The 16,126-nt window shown below is 40.3% G+C and carries 18 protein-coding genes; 6 read left to right on the top strand and 12 right to left on the bottom strand.

Translation table 11 applies throughout. The features are described from left to right. The first annotated feature begins 82 nt into the window (after window positions 1-82). Complete coding sequence (locus ACFQ1M_RS00300; protein WP_386402223.1) at window positions 83-790, top strand: SOS response-associated peptidase family protein; 708 nt, start codon at window positions 83-85, stop codon at window positions 788-790. Here the strand turns inward: ACFQ1M_RS00300 and ACFQ1M_RS00295 are convergent. Further along, entirely contained in the window at window positions 783-1,805 is a 1,023-nt protein-coding gene (locus tag ACFQ1M_RS00295) for a helix-turn-helix domain-containing protein (RefSeq protein ID WP_386402221.1), read from the bottom strand. The genes ACFQ1M_RS00300 and ACFQ1M_RS00295 overlap by 8 nt on opposite strands. A gap of 148 nt (window positions 1,806-1,953) precedes the next feature. Further along, the gene (locus ACFQ1M_RS00290) at window positions 1,954-2,988 is read right to left on the bottom strand and encodes a helix-turn-helix domain-containing protein (RefSeq protein ID WP_386402218.1); all 1,035 of its coding nucleotides are present in this window, start codon (window positions 2,986-2,988) and stop codon (window positions 1,954-1,956) included. A 150-nt stretch (window positions 2,989-3,138) separates the two neighbouring features. Between ACFQ1M_RS00290 and ACFQ1M_RS00285 the strand changes: the two genes are divergently transcribed. Further along, window positions 3,139-3,303, top strand: a complete 165-nt coding sequence (locus ACFQ1M_RS00285) for a DUF1328 family protein (protein WP_386402215.1) — start codon at window positions 3,139-3,141, stop codon at window positions 3,301-3,303. Window positions 3,304-3,544: 241 nt separating this feature from the next. On the opposite strand, the gene ACFQ1M_RS00280 is transcribed toward ACFQ1M_RS00285, so the two are convergent. Next, on the bottom strand, window positions 3,545-3,946 hold the full coding sequence (locus ACFQ1M_RS00280; protein ID WP_386402212.1) for an arsenate reductase family protein: 402 nt from the start codon (window positions 3,944-3,946) through the stop codon (window positions 3,545-3,547). 89 nt (window positions 3,947-4,035) lie between these two features. Between ACFQ1M_RS00280 and cls the strand changes: the two genes are divergently transcribed. Then, window positions 4,036-5,460 (top strand): cardiolipin synthase, encoded by a 1,425-nt coding sequence (gene cls, locus ACFQ1M_RS00275; protein ID WP_386402209.1) that lies wholly within the window; start codon window positions 4,036-4,038, stop codon window positions 5,458-5,460. Between the two features lie 111 nt (window positions 5,461-5,571). Then, window positions 5,572-6,054: a hypothetical protein gene (locus ACFQ1M_RS00270; protein WP_386402207.1), complete on the top strand. Its 483-nt coding sequence runs from the start codon at window positions 5,572-5,574 to the stop codon at window positions 6,052-6,054. 61 nt (window positions 6,055-6,115) lie between these two features. Here the strand turns inward: ACFQ1M_RS00270 and ACFQ1M_RS00265 are convergent, their stop codons facing one another. Further along, on the bottom strand, window positions 6,116-6,499 hold the full coding sequence (locus ACFQ1M_RS00265; RefSeq protein ID WP_386402204.1) for a hypothetical protein: 384 nt from the start codon (window positions 6,497-6,499) through the stop codon (window positions 6,116-6,118). Between the two features lie 189 nt (window positions 6,500-6,688). On the opposite strand from ACFQ1M_RS00265, the gene ACFQ1M_RS00260 reads away from it, so the two are divergent. Next, window positions 6,689-6,988, top strand: coding sequence for an HPF/RaiA family ribosome-associated protein (locus ACFQ1M_RS00260; RefSeq protein ID WP_386402201.1), 300 nt, complete (start codon window positions 6,689-6,691; stop codon window positions 6,986-6,988). 131 nt (window positions 6,989-7,119) lie between these two features. Here ACFQ1M_RS00260 and ACFQ1M_RS00255 read toward each other — a convergent pair whose 3' ends face one another. Together ACFQ1M_RS00255 and ACFQ1M_RS00250 are read right to left on the bottom strand one after the other, a co-directional pair. Further along, window positions 7,120-8,859 carry a thiamine pyrophosphate-binding protein gene (locus tag ACFQ1M_RS00255; protein WP_386402198.1) on the bottom strand — a complete coding sequence of 580 codons (1,740 nt, stop codon included), beginning with the start codon at window positions 8,857-8,859 and terminating at the stop codon, window positions 7,120-7,122. Window positions 8,860-9,013: 154 nt separating this feature from the next. Then, entirely contained in the window at window positions 9,014-9,463 is a 450-nt protein-coding gene (locus tag ACFQ1M_RS00250) for a ferritin-like domain-containing protein (RefSeq protein WP_386402195.1), read from the bottom strand. Window positions 9,464-9,676: 213 nt separating this feature from the next. On the opposite strand from ACFQ1M_RS00250, the gene ACFQ1M_RS00245 reads away from it, so the two are divergent. Beyond that, complete coding sequence (locus tag ACFQ1M_RS00245; protein WP_386402192.1) at window positions 9,677-9,892, top strand: hypervirulence associated TUDOR domain-containing protein; 216 nt, start codon at window positions 9,677-9,679, stop codon at window positions 9,890-9,892. A gap of 10 nt (window positions 9,893-9,902) precedes the next feature. Here ACFQ1M_RS00245 and ACFQ1M_RS00240 read toward each other — a convergent pair whose 3' ends face one another. From ACFQ1M_RS00240 to ACFQ1M_RS00215, 6 genes are all read right to left on the bottom strand, one after another. After that, entirely contained in the window at window positions 9,903-10,952 is a 1,050-nt protein-coding gene (locus ACFQ1M_RS00240) for a DNA topoisomerase IB (RefSeq protein WP_386402189.1), read from the bottom strand. Between the two features lie 20 nt (window positions 10,953-10,972). Continuing rightward, complete coding sequence (locus tag ACFQ1M_RS00235; RefSeq protein ID WP_386402186.1) at window positions 10,973-12,244, bottom strand: DUF2254 domain-containing protein; 1,272 nt, start codon at window positions 12,242-12,244, stop codon at window positions 10,973-10,975. A gap of 24 nt (window positions 12,245-12,268) precedes the next feature. Further along, the gene (locus ACFQ1M_RS00230; protein ID WP_386402183.1) at window positions 12,269-13,114 is read right to left on the bottom strand and encodes a bacteriorhodopsin; all 846 of its coding nucleotides are present in this window, start codon (window positions 13,112-13,114) and stop codon (window positions 12,269-12,271) included. A gap of 133 nt (window positions 13,115-13,247) precedes the next feature. Then, window positions 13,248-13,865 carry a DUF2652 domain-containing protein gene (locus ACFQ1M_RS00225; protein ID WP_386402180.1) on the bottom strand — a complete coding sequence of 206 codons (618 nt, stop codon included), beginning with the start codon at window positions 13,863-13,865 and terminating at the stop codon, window positions 13,248-13,250. Between the two features lie 11 nt (window positions 13,866-13,876). Beyond that, window positions 13,877-14,596: a flavodoxin family protein gene (locus tag ACFQ1M_RS00220; protein ID WP_386402177.1), complete on the bottom strand. Its 720-nt coding sequence runs from the start codon at window positions 14,594-14,596 to the stop codon at window positions 13,877-13,879. Beyond that, window positions 14,593-16,125 carry a GH3 family domain-containing protein gene (locus ACFQ1M_RS00215; RefSeq protein ID WP_386402174.1) on the bottom strand — a complete coding sequence of 511 codons (1,533 nt, stop codon included), beginning with the start codon at window positions 16,123-16,125 and terminating at the stop codon, window positions 14,593-14,595. Before ACFQ1M_RS00215 ends, ACFQ1M_RS00220 begins: the two co-directional genes overlap by 4 nt. Between the last annotated feature and the right edge of the window lies 1 nt (window position 16,126).

Below are 16,126 nucleotides of genomic sequence, written 5' to 3'. Positions count from 1 at the left end.
TGTATGATGCATTCGAGTCACAATTACGAGTATTCCAGATAAAGCAACATGCCTTTTTTTATTTACTTGCATGTGGAAAATCATGCTAAGGAAAATTTCAAATACGACAAGGAAGGAACAAATTGAGGACGGTCTAGGGGTCAGATTTAAATATCCAAACCTATATCAGCCAAAGCTGATGATAGATGGGAGCAATGAGGAGAATATTCATATTATTACCTCAGAAGATCCATTTTCCGTAGATAACGCTATTTGGGGACTCTTGCCAGCACGATTCGAGGATGATTGGCAAGTCTTTCAACAAGCGCATCAGACATTGACGGTAAATGTAAATCAGTCCCATCCCAATGTGCTCTTTAAAAATGCGTTGGACCATAGGCGCTGTCTAATTTTGGTCTCAGGATTTTTTTCGAAGCGATTACACGAGGATAATCTTTATCCGTTTTTTGCAAGCAATGGCAGTAATATGCCGCTCCTCTTGGCTGGGGTATATAACCGACTCGACGATGGTTTTATCACCGCCACGATTCTAATGGTAGATGCTGTAGACCCCCTAAAAAAAGTGCAGAACCTAAGTGCCGACATGCCTTTGGTCATCGACCCGAAGGACAAAGATGCTTGGTTAAGTCAAGACTTGATCAGAGAGGATGTAGAACATCTATTAAATAACAATGATTTGCAGATCAACGTACATCCCATTGCCAAGGAGTTCTACAATCAGAACATCATGTTCCACTCTATGTTAGAGCCTGTGAGCTATAATGGCATTTTTGATAATCTAATTAGCTAGGTGATTTCTTTTTTCTAAAGGAGGTGGGCAGCATTGAATATCTTTCAAAAAAGATCCTCGAAAAATAACTTCGGCTCTTCAGCCCTATTTGATATACGATCTCTGAAACGGTCAAGTCGGTATTTTGAAGAAGGTCCCTTGCTTGTTCAAGCCGTATTTGACGAATATATTCGTTTACCGTCTGGTCAAATAACATTTTGAACGCCAGCTGTAGTTTTTTAGGGCTAAGACCGGACCGCATCGAAAGCGTTTTGATCGTAGTATGTTCGGCCAAATGATTTTTTATGTAATTGGTGAGTTCATGGATTTTTTCGATATCTGCGGCCGTCAGCGATTCGGGAATATCTATCTTATTTTCAAAGTTGTGATGCTCTAGGATCTGCAACGCAAGTATCATATTCAATCTTCCTTCAATCGATAACATTTTGACCATTCCCTTTGGGTGGGAATCCTTCAATAGCTTGATCTGGTCTGCAATCCTAAGATTATAATTTCCCAAATGCTTATAATTTTCATTTTGGGCAGCAGCTTCAAAAACCTTGTTCAAGGTGTTGGACAAGTATCCAAGGTCATACCCTTTTTTATTTTTGAACTTATTTCTATCTATTACAATGAGATTCACTTTCAGTGATTCGCCTTTTGGAAATGCAAAGTGGGTCTTGGTATCATTGTTTGTCGCTATGATGATGTTTTGGAAACGTTCAAGTTTTGTGCTCATCTCAGATTGCACACACGAATGATAACTGAGGGATCCTTCAGTAATAAAAATGAACCAAATGGGGCTTTGATCCACTTGTTGAAATATAAATTCGACATCTTCTTCGAGCGCTAACTCCAGGTCCAACAAGGTCAGGCCCCAATCAAAATCAATGGTTCTGATCTTACCCTTTCCCAACGCGTTGTCCAATGAGATGACACATTCTCCATCGTCGGCAGTAAGATTTCCTTGTAGCTGTTCATTGATTTGATTAGAGATATGCTTTGGGCTAATATCAGTTACGGTTATTGTTTGCATAGATCACTAAACTCCTTGAAGCACAAAGAAACTTGATATTGAAAAAACCGTTTAACAATTTTGAAACATAAATTGACACTTTTGAACTCCTTAGCGTCTGTTTTTAAGAAATTATTTGGTTAAATACTAAAAGAAATTCTAAAAAGAATCAAGATACTTGGCGATTGTTCTTGATCTGCTCCTTATAAAGTTTAGGGCTAACTCCATACTTTTGCTTGAAGATCTTGGAAAAGTAACTTCTCGAATTGATACCTATCTTATAAGTGATCTCGGTGATGTTCAGTGAAGTGGTCTCCATAAGTTGTCGTGCCTTTTCTATTCGGTAGTTTCGAATATATTCCTTCACCGATACAGCATATAAAAGTTTAAAACCTTTTTGAAGATTGTTTTGGTTGAGTCCGACGCGTTTGGCCAGCTGGCTCACGCTATCCATGCTGTCTATTTCCTGTTCGATGATCTCCACGGCCTTTTCGATCTTCTCGATGGTCGCTTTCCTTAAGATCTTTCGTTTTTCAGGTTCAAACAGATCGTCGAGGTATTGCTTTAACTGATTTACGATGATCTCATAGACTTTGGCCTCTAAGAACACCCACCGCATAAATCCCTCATGCTCACTATCCATAAAGTCTTCGATGAGTCGTTCGATCTCATAACTGTAAAGGCCCTTGTAGAAAAAGGGATTTACCCCATTGGCATCTCGAAATAGATCAATAAGATCATCGTTCATTTCCAAAATAAAGTCCGCGATCTTATCCTCGAAAAGTTTTCGATTTATTTCAACGCTAAACATATTGATAGGCTCATTGGCCGGAATTTTGAAAATATGATTTTTTTGCGGCGTACTCGCTATAATGGCACCTTCCAAACGATCGATAGTGATATCATCGGTACTGTTCGTAAGATGATAGGTGAAGCTGTTGCCACGGTTGAATAGAATTTTAAGCGGATGCACTTGACTTCTCTTGAATTTTAGATCCAAATGCTGGCTCAATATAAAATCGGACTCTAAGACACTGATACCAAAATCAAAACAATAGGCTTTTATATAACCCGAACCTGTCTGCTTAGGAATACGTACACATGACTCACGGTTGTCTATTTCGCGCTTTAGGTCAAAATGATGGGCAATATCCTTTAAAATATTGGAGGCGTCATCATCTTGTATCTCGATCATTGAATTCATAAATTAAGGTCGTTAGGTTAAAGGTACAACAATCTTAAATAAAAGGATTTGAAATGATATCCGTATGGGTCAATATTTAAACCATGAAAGCAAGTCTAATCTATTTTGTTTGAGCATCTTAGCGCATATAACCATTTAAAACTACTCATTATGTTACGTTGGAGTATTACATTTATCATTTTAGCCATAGTTGCGGCAATCTTTGGATTTGGTGGAATAGCTGCTGGCGCAGCCACTATTGCCAAGGTTCTCTTTTTTATCTTTTTAGTACTATTCCTTATTAGTTTGATCACAGGGAAAAGAAAAAGTGTTTAGATGATAAAGTGTACCTCATAAGGATTTCTGAAAAGATGGCCGTAGCTCATGACGTAACCTTTCTTATAGAGTAAACACCTATAATGCTACGTGAGATATTTTGGGGCTGTCAAAAGACTGTGGCCATTCCTTTTCATGGTCCAGCGACTTGCGTAAAAAGAGAAATCTTTGAAACAGGTGAATACTGCGATAGAAAGTTTGGGGAGTTACGTATAAAGTCTGTTATCCATCGGTTTAAAAACTAATATGGCTCAATACCTGCACTGTCAGATTTAAAAAAGTTCATGAGCTCGTTGGGTGATGATAATTGATAAAACGTCCCTTCAAATAATAAGATAGATTCACTTACAACTTCAGGGTGTTCACGTAAGATCTTGATCCATCCCTCGGTCTCCATTTTCAAGTCCGAACTATAATTTTGCGCATAGGATGGATGCTCTTTATTGATGAGGTCTTCCACCTTGATATCGAGTTCGTCGGCAATTTCGACCCACTGTGTATCGCTTACAGGAGTTTTGCTAATATCGATAAGTAAAAGCGAGCGGTCGAGGGATTCGGCAAATGCAGCTGCTTGTTTCCCCGTGGAAAGCGTACTATTGTAAAATAGTTTTACTTCTTTATTCTTTTTGTTAATTATAGTCATATCTTTTTCTTTAAAATTATTTATAACCGCAAAAAGATGATTGCTCATACCCGAATACTTTTAATGCATTTAAAACAAGCAGCTACGATATGGGGCTAACATTTTTATTGTTATACATTATACTTAGCACGATTGCCTTTTTGTCGGTCGTTCTCTATGGGGCACGGCCTGCGCGTTCCCTAAGTTGGACCATCGTTATCTTTGCGCTTCCGTTTTTGGGAATATTACTCTATCTCATACTAGGTGTCAATCGGCGGAAACTGAAATTGCTTACCCTAAAGCAAAATTCTCGTCGGCAATTATATGACAAGATCTACGACCCAGAATTTGAGCCTCGAGAGAAGAAGTTCCACCAGTCTAATAAATTAGCGCAACTTCAAAAGTTGATCTATGAAAACAGCGGTTTTCGCGTAGCCCATAATAACAAAGTGAAGGTGTTGAGCAGTGGGGAGGGAACGTTTGGGGCAATTTTCGAGGCGATGGAAAATGCGAAGAAGTTCATACATCTTCAATACTATATCATCGAGGAGGGCGAGATCATGGATCGTCTTTACCAGGTGTGTAAAAAGAAAACCGAGGAGGGAGTTGAGATCCGCATATTGTATGATACCTTGGGAAGTTTTTCATGGTCGTCCAAATCCATAAAGAAATTTAAGCAACTGGGCGTAAAAATGTTTCCCATCTTGCCTTTCGAATTTGGCAGCATCATCTTTTCGATAAATCATCGCAATCATAGAAAAATAGTGGTGATTGACGGAAAGATCGGCTTTACAGGCGGATTCAATGTCTCAGACAAGTATATCAAGGCCGATTCTGAACTAGGCGTCTGGGACGATACACATTTAGAATTAAGAGGACCCGTGGTGCAAGATCTTCACCGCATATTTATAAAGGATTATTATTTTTCGAGCAAAGGGGAGCAGTTGGTCAACGACCGCTATCTTCCTAAGATCGAAACGGCTGGGGATACGCAGGTTCAGGTGATTGCCGACGGACCCGATACAGACCAGGCATCTATTCTGCAGCAATATTTAAAACTCATCAGTCTGGCCCAAAGGAGTATCTGTATATCCAACCCCTATTTCATACCAGACAGTTCTCTTTTTGAAACGTTGAAGATCGCAGCACTTTCGGGGGTTGAAATCGACATATTGGTTCCAGCTAAATCAGATTCTAAATTGGCAAAGTTCAGTATGTTCAGCTATTTTGAGGATTTGCTGCGGGTCGGTATTTCTATCTATACGCAGCACGATAATTTTCTTCATAGTAAGGTAATGGTAGTCGATGGAGAGGTTGTATCCGTAGGTTCGGGTAATTTTGATGTTCGTAGTTTTGAACATAATTTCGAAACGAACGTTATTGTTTATGACCAGGATATTGCGTCAAACTTGTTCGATCAATTTAAGGAAGACTGCAGCCGATGTGAAAAGTTATCCCTCGAAAACTTTAGTGAGCGTTCCATCTGGCAAAAATTTGCCGAAGGTTTCGCGCGTTTTTTCAGTCCTATTCTCTAATCACGACTTCTTTGATTTTCTGGATGATATGCTATTGCATTAATATTTTCTTCAACACCGTCAAGTATATTTGGCCAATTATCACATCTTGATACATATTTAAATCAATAAATGATGTGCTTTAAACAATATATACTCATCTTAGGATGCTTAGGTTTGATACAATGTACCTCAAAGACCAAAAGCGAGTCTTCGAACCCCGAACAGAAAGCCACCTATGAAGTGGATAATACCGAGGTAAGGCCTGATTTTCCTAGAGGGAAATGGCGAGTTTTAGAAGCGGTACATCCCGATGGGAATTTGATGCAAAATGATTCTACCTATATTTTAGTTATTCAAGACCAGAATCAAAAAGAATTGAATCTCGATAGCTTAATGCGAGCCTATCATACGTTCATCGATGCAAGTAAAGGTCGTGGGTCGCTTGATAGCATTCCCAGCATCATTCTACAAGATTCTCTATTTTATAAAAGATGGGTAAAAGATGAAACACTAAGAACCATTTGGCAGGAACAATTTTACGCAATGCAAAAGGCAATGGCCACTATGGATTCTCTGAGATTTGAGTTCCTCAAAAAATCTAGTGGCCAATAAAATTTAAAGGTCGAGAATCAAGGTGAGGCCATCGCTTTATACGAATAGAGTGGCAAACATGTTATTCATTGGTGTTTCCAACAACGATGGCCACTGGCTGAATTTCCTTTTTGACTCTTTTGTACGCCTTATGTTGAAACCTTGTGAGAATATCATCCATTTCGCGCGTTTCTATCTTAGAAAGTGCCTTCAACATCGATAATTTCTTTTTTATCGGTGCGTCCATCTTTCTAACGTTCTCTCTTCGAATTTCAAACTCCATCAATTTTTTCTTGAAAAGTACATATTGCTCTGCCGACATCACCAATCGTGGATTATATAGTTGAGCGATAGAGTCTACTACCGGTTCTAAATACTCCATATCTTTTTGAAGATAAGGGTCTTGGGCGTTAACCGTAAAAGCAAGCGTTAGAAAGAATAGGAAAGATGTGATTTGTGTCTTCATAAATTTTCATTTTATTTTTTATTAAAGTAGTATTATTTCTTTATGATTTTTGACTTGAACAAAATTGATGTTGACTTAAATCAATGTGGCCTTGAGATCCATGCTAGAGTAGCATTTGCATCAAATATTCTTTCAGAAGGATCAACGAACGGGAGCTAGATCTTTCATCTTTACAGAAATTATAAAAAAATGTTCATTAACTATACGTATAAGAATACCGATCAAGACGATCAATTAGAGGATGTTGCAAGCAAAGAGCTTTCAAGGCTTTCGCACCAATTCGAGTTTATAACGAAGGCGACGGTATTATTTGAAGAGATAGATGCAGATGGGAAAGACAAAATATGTAAGGTTACCTTGGCATCTCCTGGCGACCCTATAGAGATCTCAGAGACCGCCAATGCCTTTAGACATGCCATCGTTGCCGTCGCTCACAAATTGATGGACATTCTGAAAGAACGAAATGATGCCATAGAAGGTGAAGCGTAAGCGACAAAATAGCATGCAAACCATATGACAATTTCTTAGGTTTCAAATTTATATCAACTAATCCAAGCAATGAAAAAAACTGCCGAAAGACGAGTAATCGCTTTCGGCAGTTTGATTGTGACCTTATGTGATCAATCGAAATATGCTTCGATCTGTTGTTTGATATTTTCCCATTGCGCCTTATCACCTTGGATTGCCCTATACAATTCTTTGATCTTACTCATCCCATAATTCTTGGCATGATGGAATTTTATTTCGGGTGGAAGCGATATGGCGCCGCTGGTGACGATCGCATCGATAAGGAAAGGAACCTGCGAATGCTTTGCAGCTTGGATCACCGAGGCAATGGCTGAAGCCTCTTCTACTTTCTTTCCGCGACCACCGCAGAGCTCAGAAAAGCGCTCGAAATCGATATTGTTCACCTGAAGTGCATCCAGGTTTGGTGCCAACCCAGCTTCTTCCATCTCGATCTTCACAAAACTCAATTCAGAATTATTAAGGACCAATATTTTTATCGGCAGACCAAGTTCTACAGCCGTGGTATAGTCTTGCAGGCACATATTAAAAGCGCCATCGCCCATAAGCACCCAAACTTCTCTATCTGGATATTGCAATTGCGCCCCAATGGCTGCTGGAAGACCGACCGCCATAGAACCATGGTTAAAGGCACCTATGATTCTTCTTTCCTTATGAAAACTCATAATGTTTGAGGCCCAAATGGCAGATGTACCTGTATCGATGACAAAAATAGCGTCGTCAGAGGCCATATCAGAAATTGTTTTTGCAAATATTTCTGGATGCAGCGGTTGCATAGCTCTCGAAGCCGCTCCTTTCTTTAGTTGGTCATCCTTCCAACTCTTAAACAACTCTCGAAGATCGGTGAGAAAGGCGTTGTCTTTTTTGGGAGCTACCTTTTCGGTCAGCATCGCAGCAAAGGGTTGAATATGTGATTGAACTCCCACGTCCACAGGAATACGATTGCCGATATTTTCGGCCCGGATATCCACTTGGATGATCTTTGTTTTGGTAGGAAGATAATCGGTATAGGGAAAATCTGTTCCTAACATCAACAACAGATCACAGTCCATCACAGCTTTGTATCCCGAGGGGTTTCCGATAAGACCGGTAAGACCAACAACATGGTCAGTTTGATGATCGAACACATCGGAGGCCCTTAGGGTATGTGTAATTGGAGCCTTCAATTTAGATGCTAACGCCAATACCTCGTCCTTTGCTTCACGGCAGCCTGCACCGGCCAAAATACCGATGGTGCTGGCACTGTCGATAAGAGAAACGACCTTTTCTAGCGTTTCTTGACTCGGAATCAAATGACTCGAAGAACGAAACACCTGATGGACAAAATCTTCGTTGGCGGCTTCCATCTCAGCAATATCGGCAGGTAGTTCTATACGACAAACACATTTTTTATTGACGGCTATTCTAATTGCCCGCATAATTACCCTTGGCGCTTCCTCTGGAGAGCGTATCACCGCCTGGTACCCACAAACATCGTCATATATCTTTGTTAGGTCTGCTTCTTGGTGATAGGCGGTTCCGAGATGCTCTACCGGTATCTGACCGGTAATGGCAATAACGGGACTTCGTTCTTTTTTGGCGTTGTACAACCCATTGATCAAGTGCAGGGCACCTGGTCCAACAGTACTGGCACATACACCAAAATTAGCACCTAGTTCACCTTGAGCAAAGGCCGCGAAGGCCGCATTGCCCTCGTGTTTTACCTTGACCCATTTTATAGCCTCTTGTCTTCCAATGGCATCTACCAATGGATTTAAGGCGTCACCTGCGACCCCAAAAATATGCTTGACCCCTTCATTTTGAAGGATTTGAAGTAATTGTTCTGATACATTCATAGTACTTATTATTGAATGCTCCCTTAAGAGCGATTGCCCAAGAAGTTAGGCCTTTTTATTTTATTGAAAAAAGAAAAGCCAAGGCAGTTGGCTTTTCTAAGAGCTTGATGTCATTTACTCATCAAGAAATATTTTTTTCTTTTTCACATATATTCTATTGTAGATCCTCTAAACGCTTGATCGTACTGAGGTCACTTTGAATTTGTGCCTGTTGTTTTTCCAATATATTTTTTGTGGAAATCGGAAGATTCGTTTCTTCAAGGACGCTGCGATATTCAGAGACTGCAGCTTCTTCACCCTTTAAGGCTTCTTCTAACATGGTCTCTTCCGAGTCCGTACCAAGAATATTCTTAATATCCATCCATGCTCTATGTGCTGCTCCCGTCAAACTTCCGCCTTTGTCTACTTGCTGTCCAAATGACTTGATCTCTGTTTTTAATTCATGGCCAAAATCATAACGCTCTTGAGCTTTTCTTTTAAAGAATGATTTTAGCGCGACATTCTTTACATTTTCTGCCGCCTTTTTATATCCTTTTTCAGCATCATACGATTTCTCTAAAAGGTCATTTAGTTTTGAACCTACTTTTTCCGAGTATGTTTTCATAATATTTTTATGTTTTAGTTAAACTTCATTTTCTTTTCAAAGATAGCGGTCAAGCTACTGAATGCTTTGTTCTAATAACAAAATCCTTGACTCGTTCAAAAGGGTGGATAGGAATAGAAGTAAGACGTCATCATTTGTATTAACATTCTGCTTGGATGCGTTGATCTGGGTCGATGAAAAACATGTACTTGCAGTAATAAAATCGATATGAATATGATACGAGTTGGAACACAGGTAAAATGGAAATGGGGCAATGGAGTTGCTCAAGGAGAAGTTGTAGAAACCTATACTAAAAAGATAAGCAAGACCATCGATGGTACCGAAGTGGTGAGAGATGGTGAGGAGGGTAACAAAGCACTCTACATCAAACAAGAAGATGGACAACATGTGCTTAAAAGCGAAAGTGAAGTAGAGCGGGTAGAATCTTAAGAACTTACCCCTATTTTCCGGGTTGATAATTCTTTATGGCTTCTAACATTGCTTTTTCACTAGCTGTAAGGAATTCGTCATCCTGCTGCTTATCGATATCCAGTAAATATGGGAGAAGTTTCCCCGACGTGTAGGATGTAATAAGGTGTGGATGCACATAATATTTCCGACAAACGTTGCGGGTGTTTCCCAATGCCGCCGCCGCCGCGTCTAACGCTGCCAATACGGTCTTATCCTTTTGTTTTTCACTTTGAGCAGGCTCACTTTCAGCGAGGAATTCAAAAAATAGGATGCTCGCTGCCCATGTTCGAAAATCTTTGGCCGTAAAGTTGGAGGTACTTATGTCATAGATGTATTCATTCACCATCTCGCTTTCTACTTTCTGTTTGTCCCCATTTTTGTCATAGAAGTGAAAGAGCTCCCATCCTGGGATCTCTTCGCATCGATTTACCAAACGGATAAGACGCTTGTTCTTCAAAGTGATGGAATGTTCCTTTCCACGTTTTCCAGTAAAATGAAATTTCAATTTATCATCGAATATCTTCAGATGTCTTTTGCGTAATGTCGATAGACCGTATGTTTTATTGCGCTTTGCATATTGTTCGTTGCCAATGCGGATATGCGTTTCTTCCATGAGTCGTATAATAAGCGCCATGACCTTGTTCTTAGGCCAACCTTCTAGGTCAAGGTCGGCATCGACCCTTCTTCGAATTGAAGGTAGTAATTTCCCAAAATCATACATCTTGGAAAATTTGGTTTGATTTCTAATTTTACTCCAAAGTGGATGGTAGCGATACTGCTTTCTTTTCTTGGCATCACGTCCAGTCGCTTGAAGATGCCCATTCTCTAAGGACGTAATTTTCACTCCTTGCCAGGCAGGTGGGATGGCCAATGTCTTTATGCGCTCTATATGTTCTTTTTGTGTAAGTTTCTTGTCTCGAATTTGATAGACGAAATCTTTCCCGAGCTTTCGCCGTTCAATATCGAGTTTTTCGTCTGTTACGTAGACAAGCTTATACTTTTCCAGTAAGGATTCGGTTGTGTTTTCGGTATATCTCATCTTCTTGTGATTTCCATAAGCTAGTTGTTGGCATTTAAGTTGATCAGATCGCTAAAGGTCGTCTTGTCGATTTCAGAAAGATTTCCCGTAGCAACATCTCTGGCCAAATTTTCTATCGCGTTCGCAATTACGTGTTTGGTGATATGCTCCTTTTGTGATTGCGCTGAAAGGAAGTCGAACAAATTTGCCAACGAGATACATACCGACAGATCATTTCTACCATAATGCCGTATCGGCTGAATAATTTCTGAAAACAAGTCGTTCACATCGATTAGAGTACTAACGATGGCCGCCTCTTTGTCTTCAAATTTCTTTATGCGGGTAGGTAGTTTTAGGCGCATATGGATAAGCTGACCTAGTTTGTTGATAATGTCTACGGCCGTACGTGGGTCGTTGATTCCAGGCGACAGGCTTTTTACAGCGACTTCCATCAATTTTGAAAGCCCTCCAAAATAACTCATGCCATGATGTCTATCTGGGCTGATGGTCATACAACGTGAAACTTTCTCGAGTTGATCCGTATCCAATGGATCACGTGTTTTTGCTAAAAGCGATCCTTCCCATATTTGCTTGTCCTCATAAATAGTGATCTCTATGGCATTTTCATTTTTCTGCATCAACTCCCGAAGTGCCTTTTCATCGTATCCTCGGTAGTATCCGGTATCTTTTGCAAAAACGGGGTGCCAGTCTTCATTGTCATCCAAATGCGCAATGTGGTGCTTTTTTATATTTTCGAAGATGCGCTTTGTTTCTAAGAAGACGGTGTCGACTATATTATCAATTTGGATGGTGGTCGAGATCATATGAATGAAATAAACAAAGGTGATGACACAAATGATACCTAGAATGGCCGATATCATGGTAGCAAAACCCACATATGACATGGTCGCGTTCTTACCTCCAACCGCAATTAATACCAGTACACAGTACAAGAGTGTGCCACTGTATAATCCCAATATGAGCTGATGCTTTTTATCTGAGATCAGACCTGGCAACAATCTTGGCGAAAAATTGGAGGATGCTTGATTGAGTACCAGCATCACCATGGAGAAACTAAATACCATCAACGAAAGTATGCCGCCTATGAGGGTCGAAAGAATGGTCCTTGCTGTTTCAAAATCCTTTACGATAAGAAAATCCAAACGGTCGCTGATAAATTGGAACACGGCCCATTGCTGAATTCCTAAGAGCAAAAATGATAAGATAACAAACCCGATGCAAATGAGCACCGGGTAGAAGGCTATACTGGTAACGATTTTGAAATATATTCTATTTACCGATTTGGAAAACATATAGTATAGGATAGATAATTGGTTTTATGAAATGAGTTTCTGATAATCATATCCGTCTCTTTTACTTAGAATTTGTGCCACATTACCTAACATTACCCCGTATATCACCTTAGAACAGATATCTGCAATGGTATAGGTTATTTGTCTACCTACCACGCCCGATTCGTTAAAGAATCCTCCTTCAATACCTAACAGATGCGGCATCAAATAGGCACCTGGATATAAGAACCAACTGATCAAAAATAAGATCCAAATACCACTTAGCGTTTTCTGTGCACTAGTTGGAATTCCTTCTTTTCCTTCTTTGATCACTTTGTTCATCAAATATAGGATATGGAAGAAAAATACCGTCGATATGGCTCCCCAAATAAAGAATTGCGTCGTATCGGTAACTTCATAGAACTGACCTACGTATCCAGTGAGTATCATTAAGGCCCCAGAGAACCAGAATTGATTTCTGATCGATTTGAAATTGCTTTTGGTCAATGTGACCACAAATAATATTTGGAATAAAAGCATGGGCACATCGATCAGCCAGTTCAAATATCGATATCCGTTGTTAAAGAGGTCTCCTTTTTCTGTTAGAAAATATCGTCCAAGCTCTTTGTTGAATTCAAATGAGGTCGTCCAATTATTTGCTTGAGCGAAGAGCAGAAGAAATGCAGAAACCATAACGACTCCCGAAAGTATGTTGGACATTCTAAATTTAGGGGATACGGTTCGTAACGTTAAAATAAAATAAAGTAGCCCTGCCAACATCACAGCATATCCCAAAGTGAGCACGTGTGATACCATCTGATAGGCCATTTCCGAATAACCATCGGTCATTCCGATGTAATTTTCAAAATTTGCGTTTCCTAATTTTTCCATTGAATTGTTTTTCTTTAAAATTAGAAATAGCCTCATTTGTACGTTAATGCAAACAATGCAATTATTGACGCTAAACGATGAGCCTCTTCTACAGATCTTATCAAATCATTTGTCGTAAAAAAAAAGAGATAGCTCAATTTTCCGAAGATGGGGTGATGAGGTTGGTCAGATCGATATAGCGATAATCGACATTCCCCAGATGGTCGTATCGATCGCTGCCTTTTTTCAATTGATCCCAAGAAAGTCTTTCTTCAATACCTTCTTCATTGTAATCGGAAAGTAATTTTTCTGAAAGCAGTAAATATTCGTCAATTTGAATACTGTTCTTCAATAGGCGGTGAGCGGTGATAACATCTTCCCCGATCAATTTTATCCGTTTTCCTATCGGTACCAAACTAACGTCTTTGCCGTAATGCATTATGATTTTAAGCCCGAGCATTTTGGGGATTCTTTTGCTTTCTTCATGATGGTCAAATTTTACCAAGAGCGTTTCCATTCTGTGATAGAATTGCGTGTAGAAATGTTTAGATTGGTCGATAAGCGACTTAAGGGTTGGTAATGATCCCGAACGATAAAATAAGACCGCGTCACCCTCTATCTCCGATACTTTTAACCCGATTTCATTAGAGTAGATGATGTTGTTTAAGAGTGCCGGGATGACCTTTGAGGATAGCTCAAGGTCGATCTCACTCATAAAACGTGTAAAGCCACTGATGTCTGGCAAGCAAATTAAAGTCCCTTGGTCTTCCATAATTGTTTTGATTAACGATACTCTGGGTTCTCAAAATTCCAACGGGTGCCGTCATCCCATTCTTTTCTAGAATTCCCGTAGGAGGGAAGCCCGTCGCTCTTTTTGAGCATACTTGCCAGATGAAGAAGGTTATAGGTCATGAAAGTGGTGTTGCGATTTGTAAATTGATTGTCTTTGGCACCCGACTCCTCATCCATGTAGCTAGGACCTGGACCAGCCTCTCCGATCCAACCGCAATCGGCTTGTGGAGGAATGCTATAGCCCAAATGCTGCAGCGCATACAAAATACCCATCGCGCAATGTTTGATGCCGTCTTCATTGCCGGTAATCACAGTGCCACCGACTTTTCCATAGTAGATGTATTGTCCTTTGTCATTTGTTTTACCACTCATCCCGTAGAGACGTTCGATCAACAGCGTGGCTATTGATGATTTTTCTCCCAACCAAATAGGGGTTCCAATGATAAGGATGTCAGCATCCATCACTTTCTCGTAGATTACTGGCCAATCGTCTTTTTCTGCGCCATCTTCCTTCATATCGGGCAGCAAACCATATGCAATATTGTAATCGACCAACCTTAAATAATCGACTTGCACCTTTTCGGCTTTCATGATATTCATAGATACCTGTATAAGGCCTTCGGTATGGCTCAATTTCCCCGACGGTTTCAGAGTGCAATTGATATAAAGTGCCTTCAAATGGTCAAATGTTGGTTGGTTTTCGGTTTTCATGATATCTGGTTTTGTTCTTCTACAAATGCTTCCCACTCGGCAAATTTATCTTCAGACATCACCAGTTCCATCTTCACCTGACCGCCTTTTTTCTTTTGCTTGCCACTCCATTCAGCAAAGATCTTGGGGTCTACCGTAGATACTTTTATTCCCTTCAAGGCCTTGGACCTCGCCACCTTGTAATTTTTGTTGGCGTCTTTAAGAATTTCGTCTAACGTACTGGCCAATGCTTCATTGTCCATATCCGCGTCTGTACCTAAGTACCAGTGATGGTGAAATTCGTCGTTTATTCTTGTTGCTGATAGGGTGAACTCAGGAATTTCGATATCGAACTTCTTTTCCATTTCCTTTAAAGCAGCGTTCATTTTTTGTACCGATAGTTGTGAGCCTACAACATTCAAGAAAAACTTTGTTCTTCCGGTGATTCGAATTTCTGCACGCTCTACATCCGAGAATTCTATGGTATCGCCAATAAGATAGCGCCATGCACCAGCGTTGGTAGAGATGATGAGAATATAGTCCGTATCGGTGGTCACTTGGTCGATCGTCAATGACGGGGCATCTTGTGCGATCGATCCGTCTTGGTTTACATATTCTGGTTGGAATGGGATAAATTCGAAAAAGATACCATTGTCCGTTATCAGCTTCATAGCATCGGTCTCTGGTCGTTCTTGATAAGCAATAAACCCCTCAGAAGCGAGATAGGTATCGATGATATGGACATGCTTGCCAAATAGCTTTTCAAAACTTTTAGCGTAAGGCTGAAAGGCCACACCGCCCGAAGTATAGACTTGTAAGTTTGGCCAAATGTCGTGAATGGTCTTTAGCTTGTTGTACTCGATCACCTTTTCGAGCATCAATTCGATCCAAGAGGGGATTCCGCTGAGCGCGCCAATATCCCAATCCTTTGCTCTTTTGGCAATGGCCAAGACCCGTTCGTCCCAAGAGTCTATCTGGGCGATCTCTTCGCCGGGCTTATAGTAAGTTTGAAACCAATAAGGAATATTGCTCGCGCTGATACCGCTTATTTCACCTTCTAGAAATTCTTCATTTTCTTCGAGATTGGTAGAACTTCCTAACATCAAAATTCCTTTTTCGAAAAAGGAAGCTGGCAAGTCAAAATTCGAGATAGCGGTCACTTGCTTTATTCCAGCAGCTTTTATTGAGGTCAGCATAGCATCCGTCACAGGTATCCTCTTGCTTTCCTTGCCCGTTGTTCCAGAGCTCAGTGCCAAATACGATGGAGCACCTGGCCAAGTGACATTTTCCGAGCCATCGATGATCTTGTGCCACCAGCTGTCATGTAATTGATGATAGTCGAAATAAGGAACCACCCTACGGAAGGTGTCCAGAATATCATCCGAGGCCAATATGGCTTCAAAATCGTACTGCTTACCAAAATCGGTATGTTTAGCAGTTTCTAAGAGCTGGACAAGAACATCCTTTTGTTCTTCGATCGCTTCACCCGAACTTTCAATGGTGTTTTTTAGATCGATGGCACTTTTTAAAATAGATCCTAATATTGGCATG

This window comes from Sungkyunkwania multivorans (assembly GCF_042675645.1).
GTDB classification, from domain to species: Bacteria; Bacteroidota; Bacteroidia; order Flavobacteriales; family Flavobacteriaceae; genus Sungkyunkwania; species Sungkyunkwania multivorans.
The sequence above is the reverse complement of the archived record's forward strand: the minus strand, read 5'-3'. Positions and strand labels throughout refer to the sequence as shown.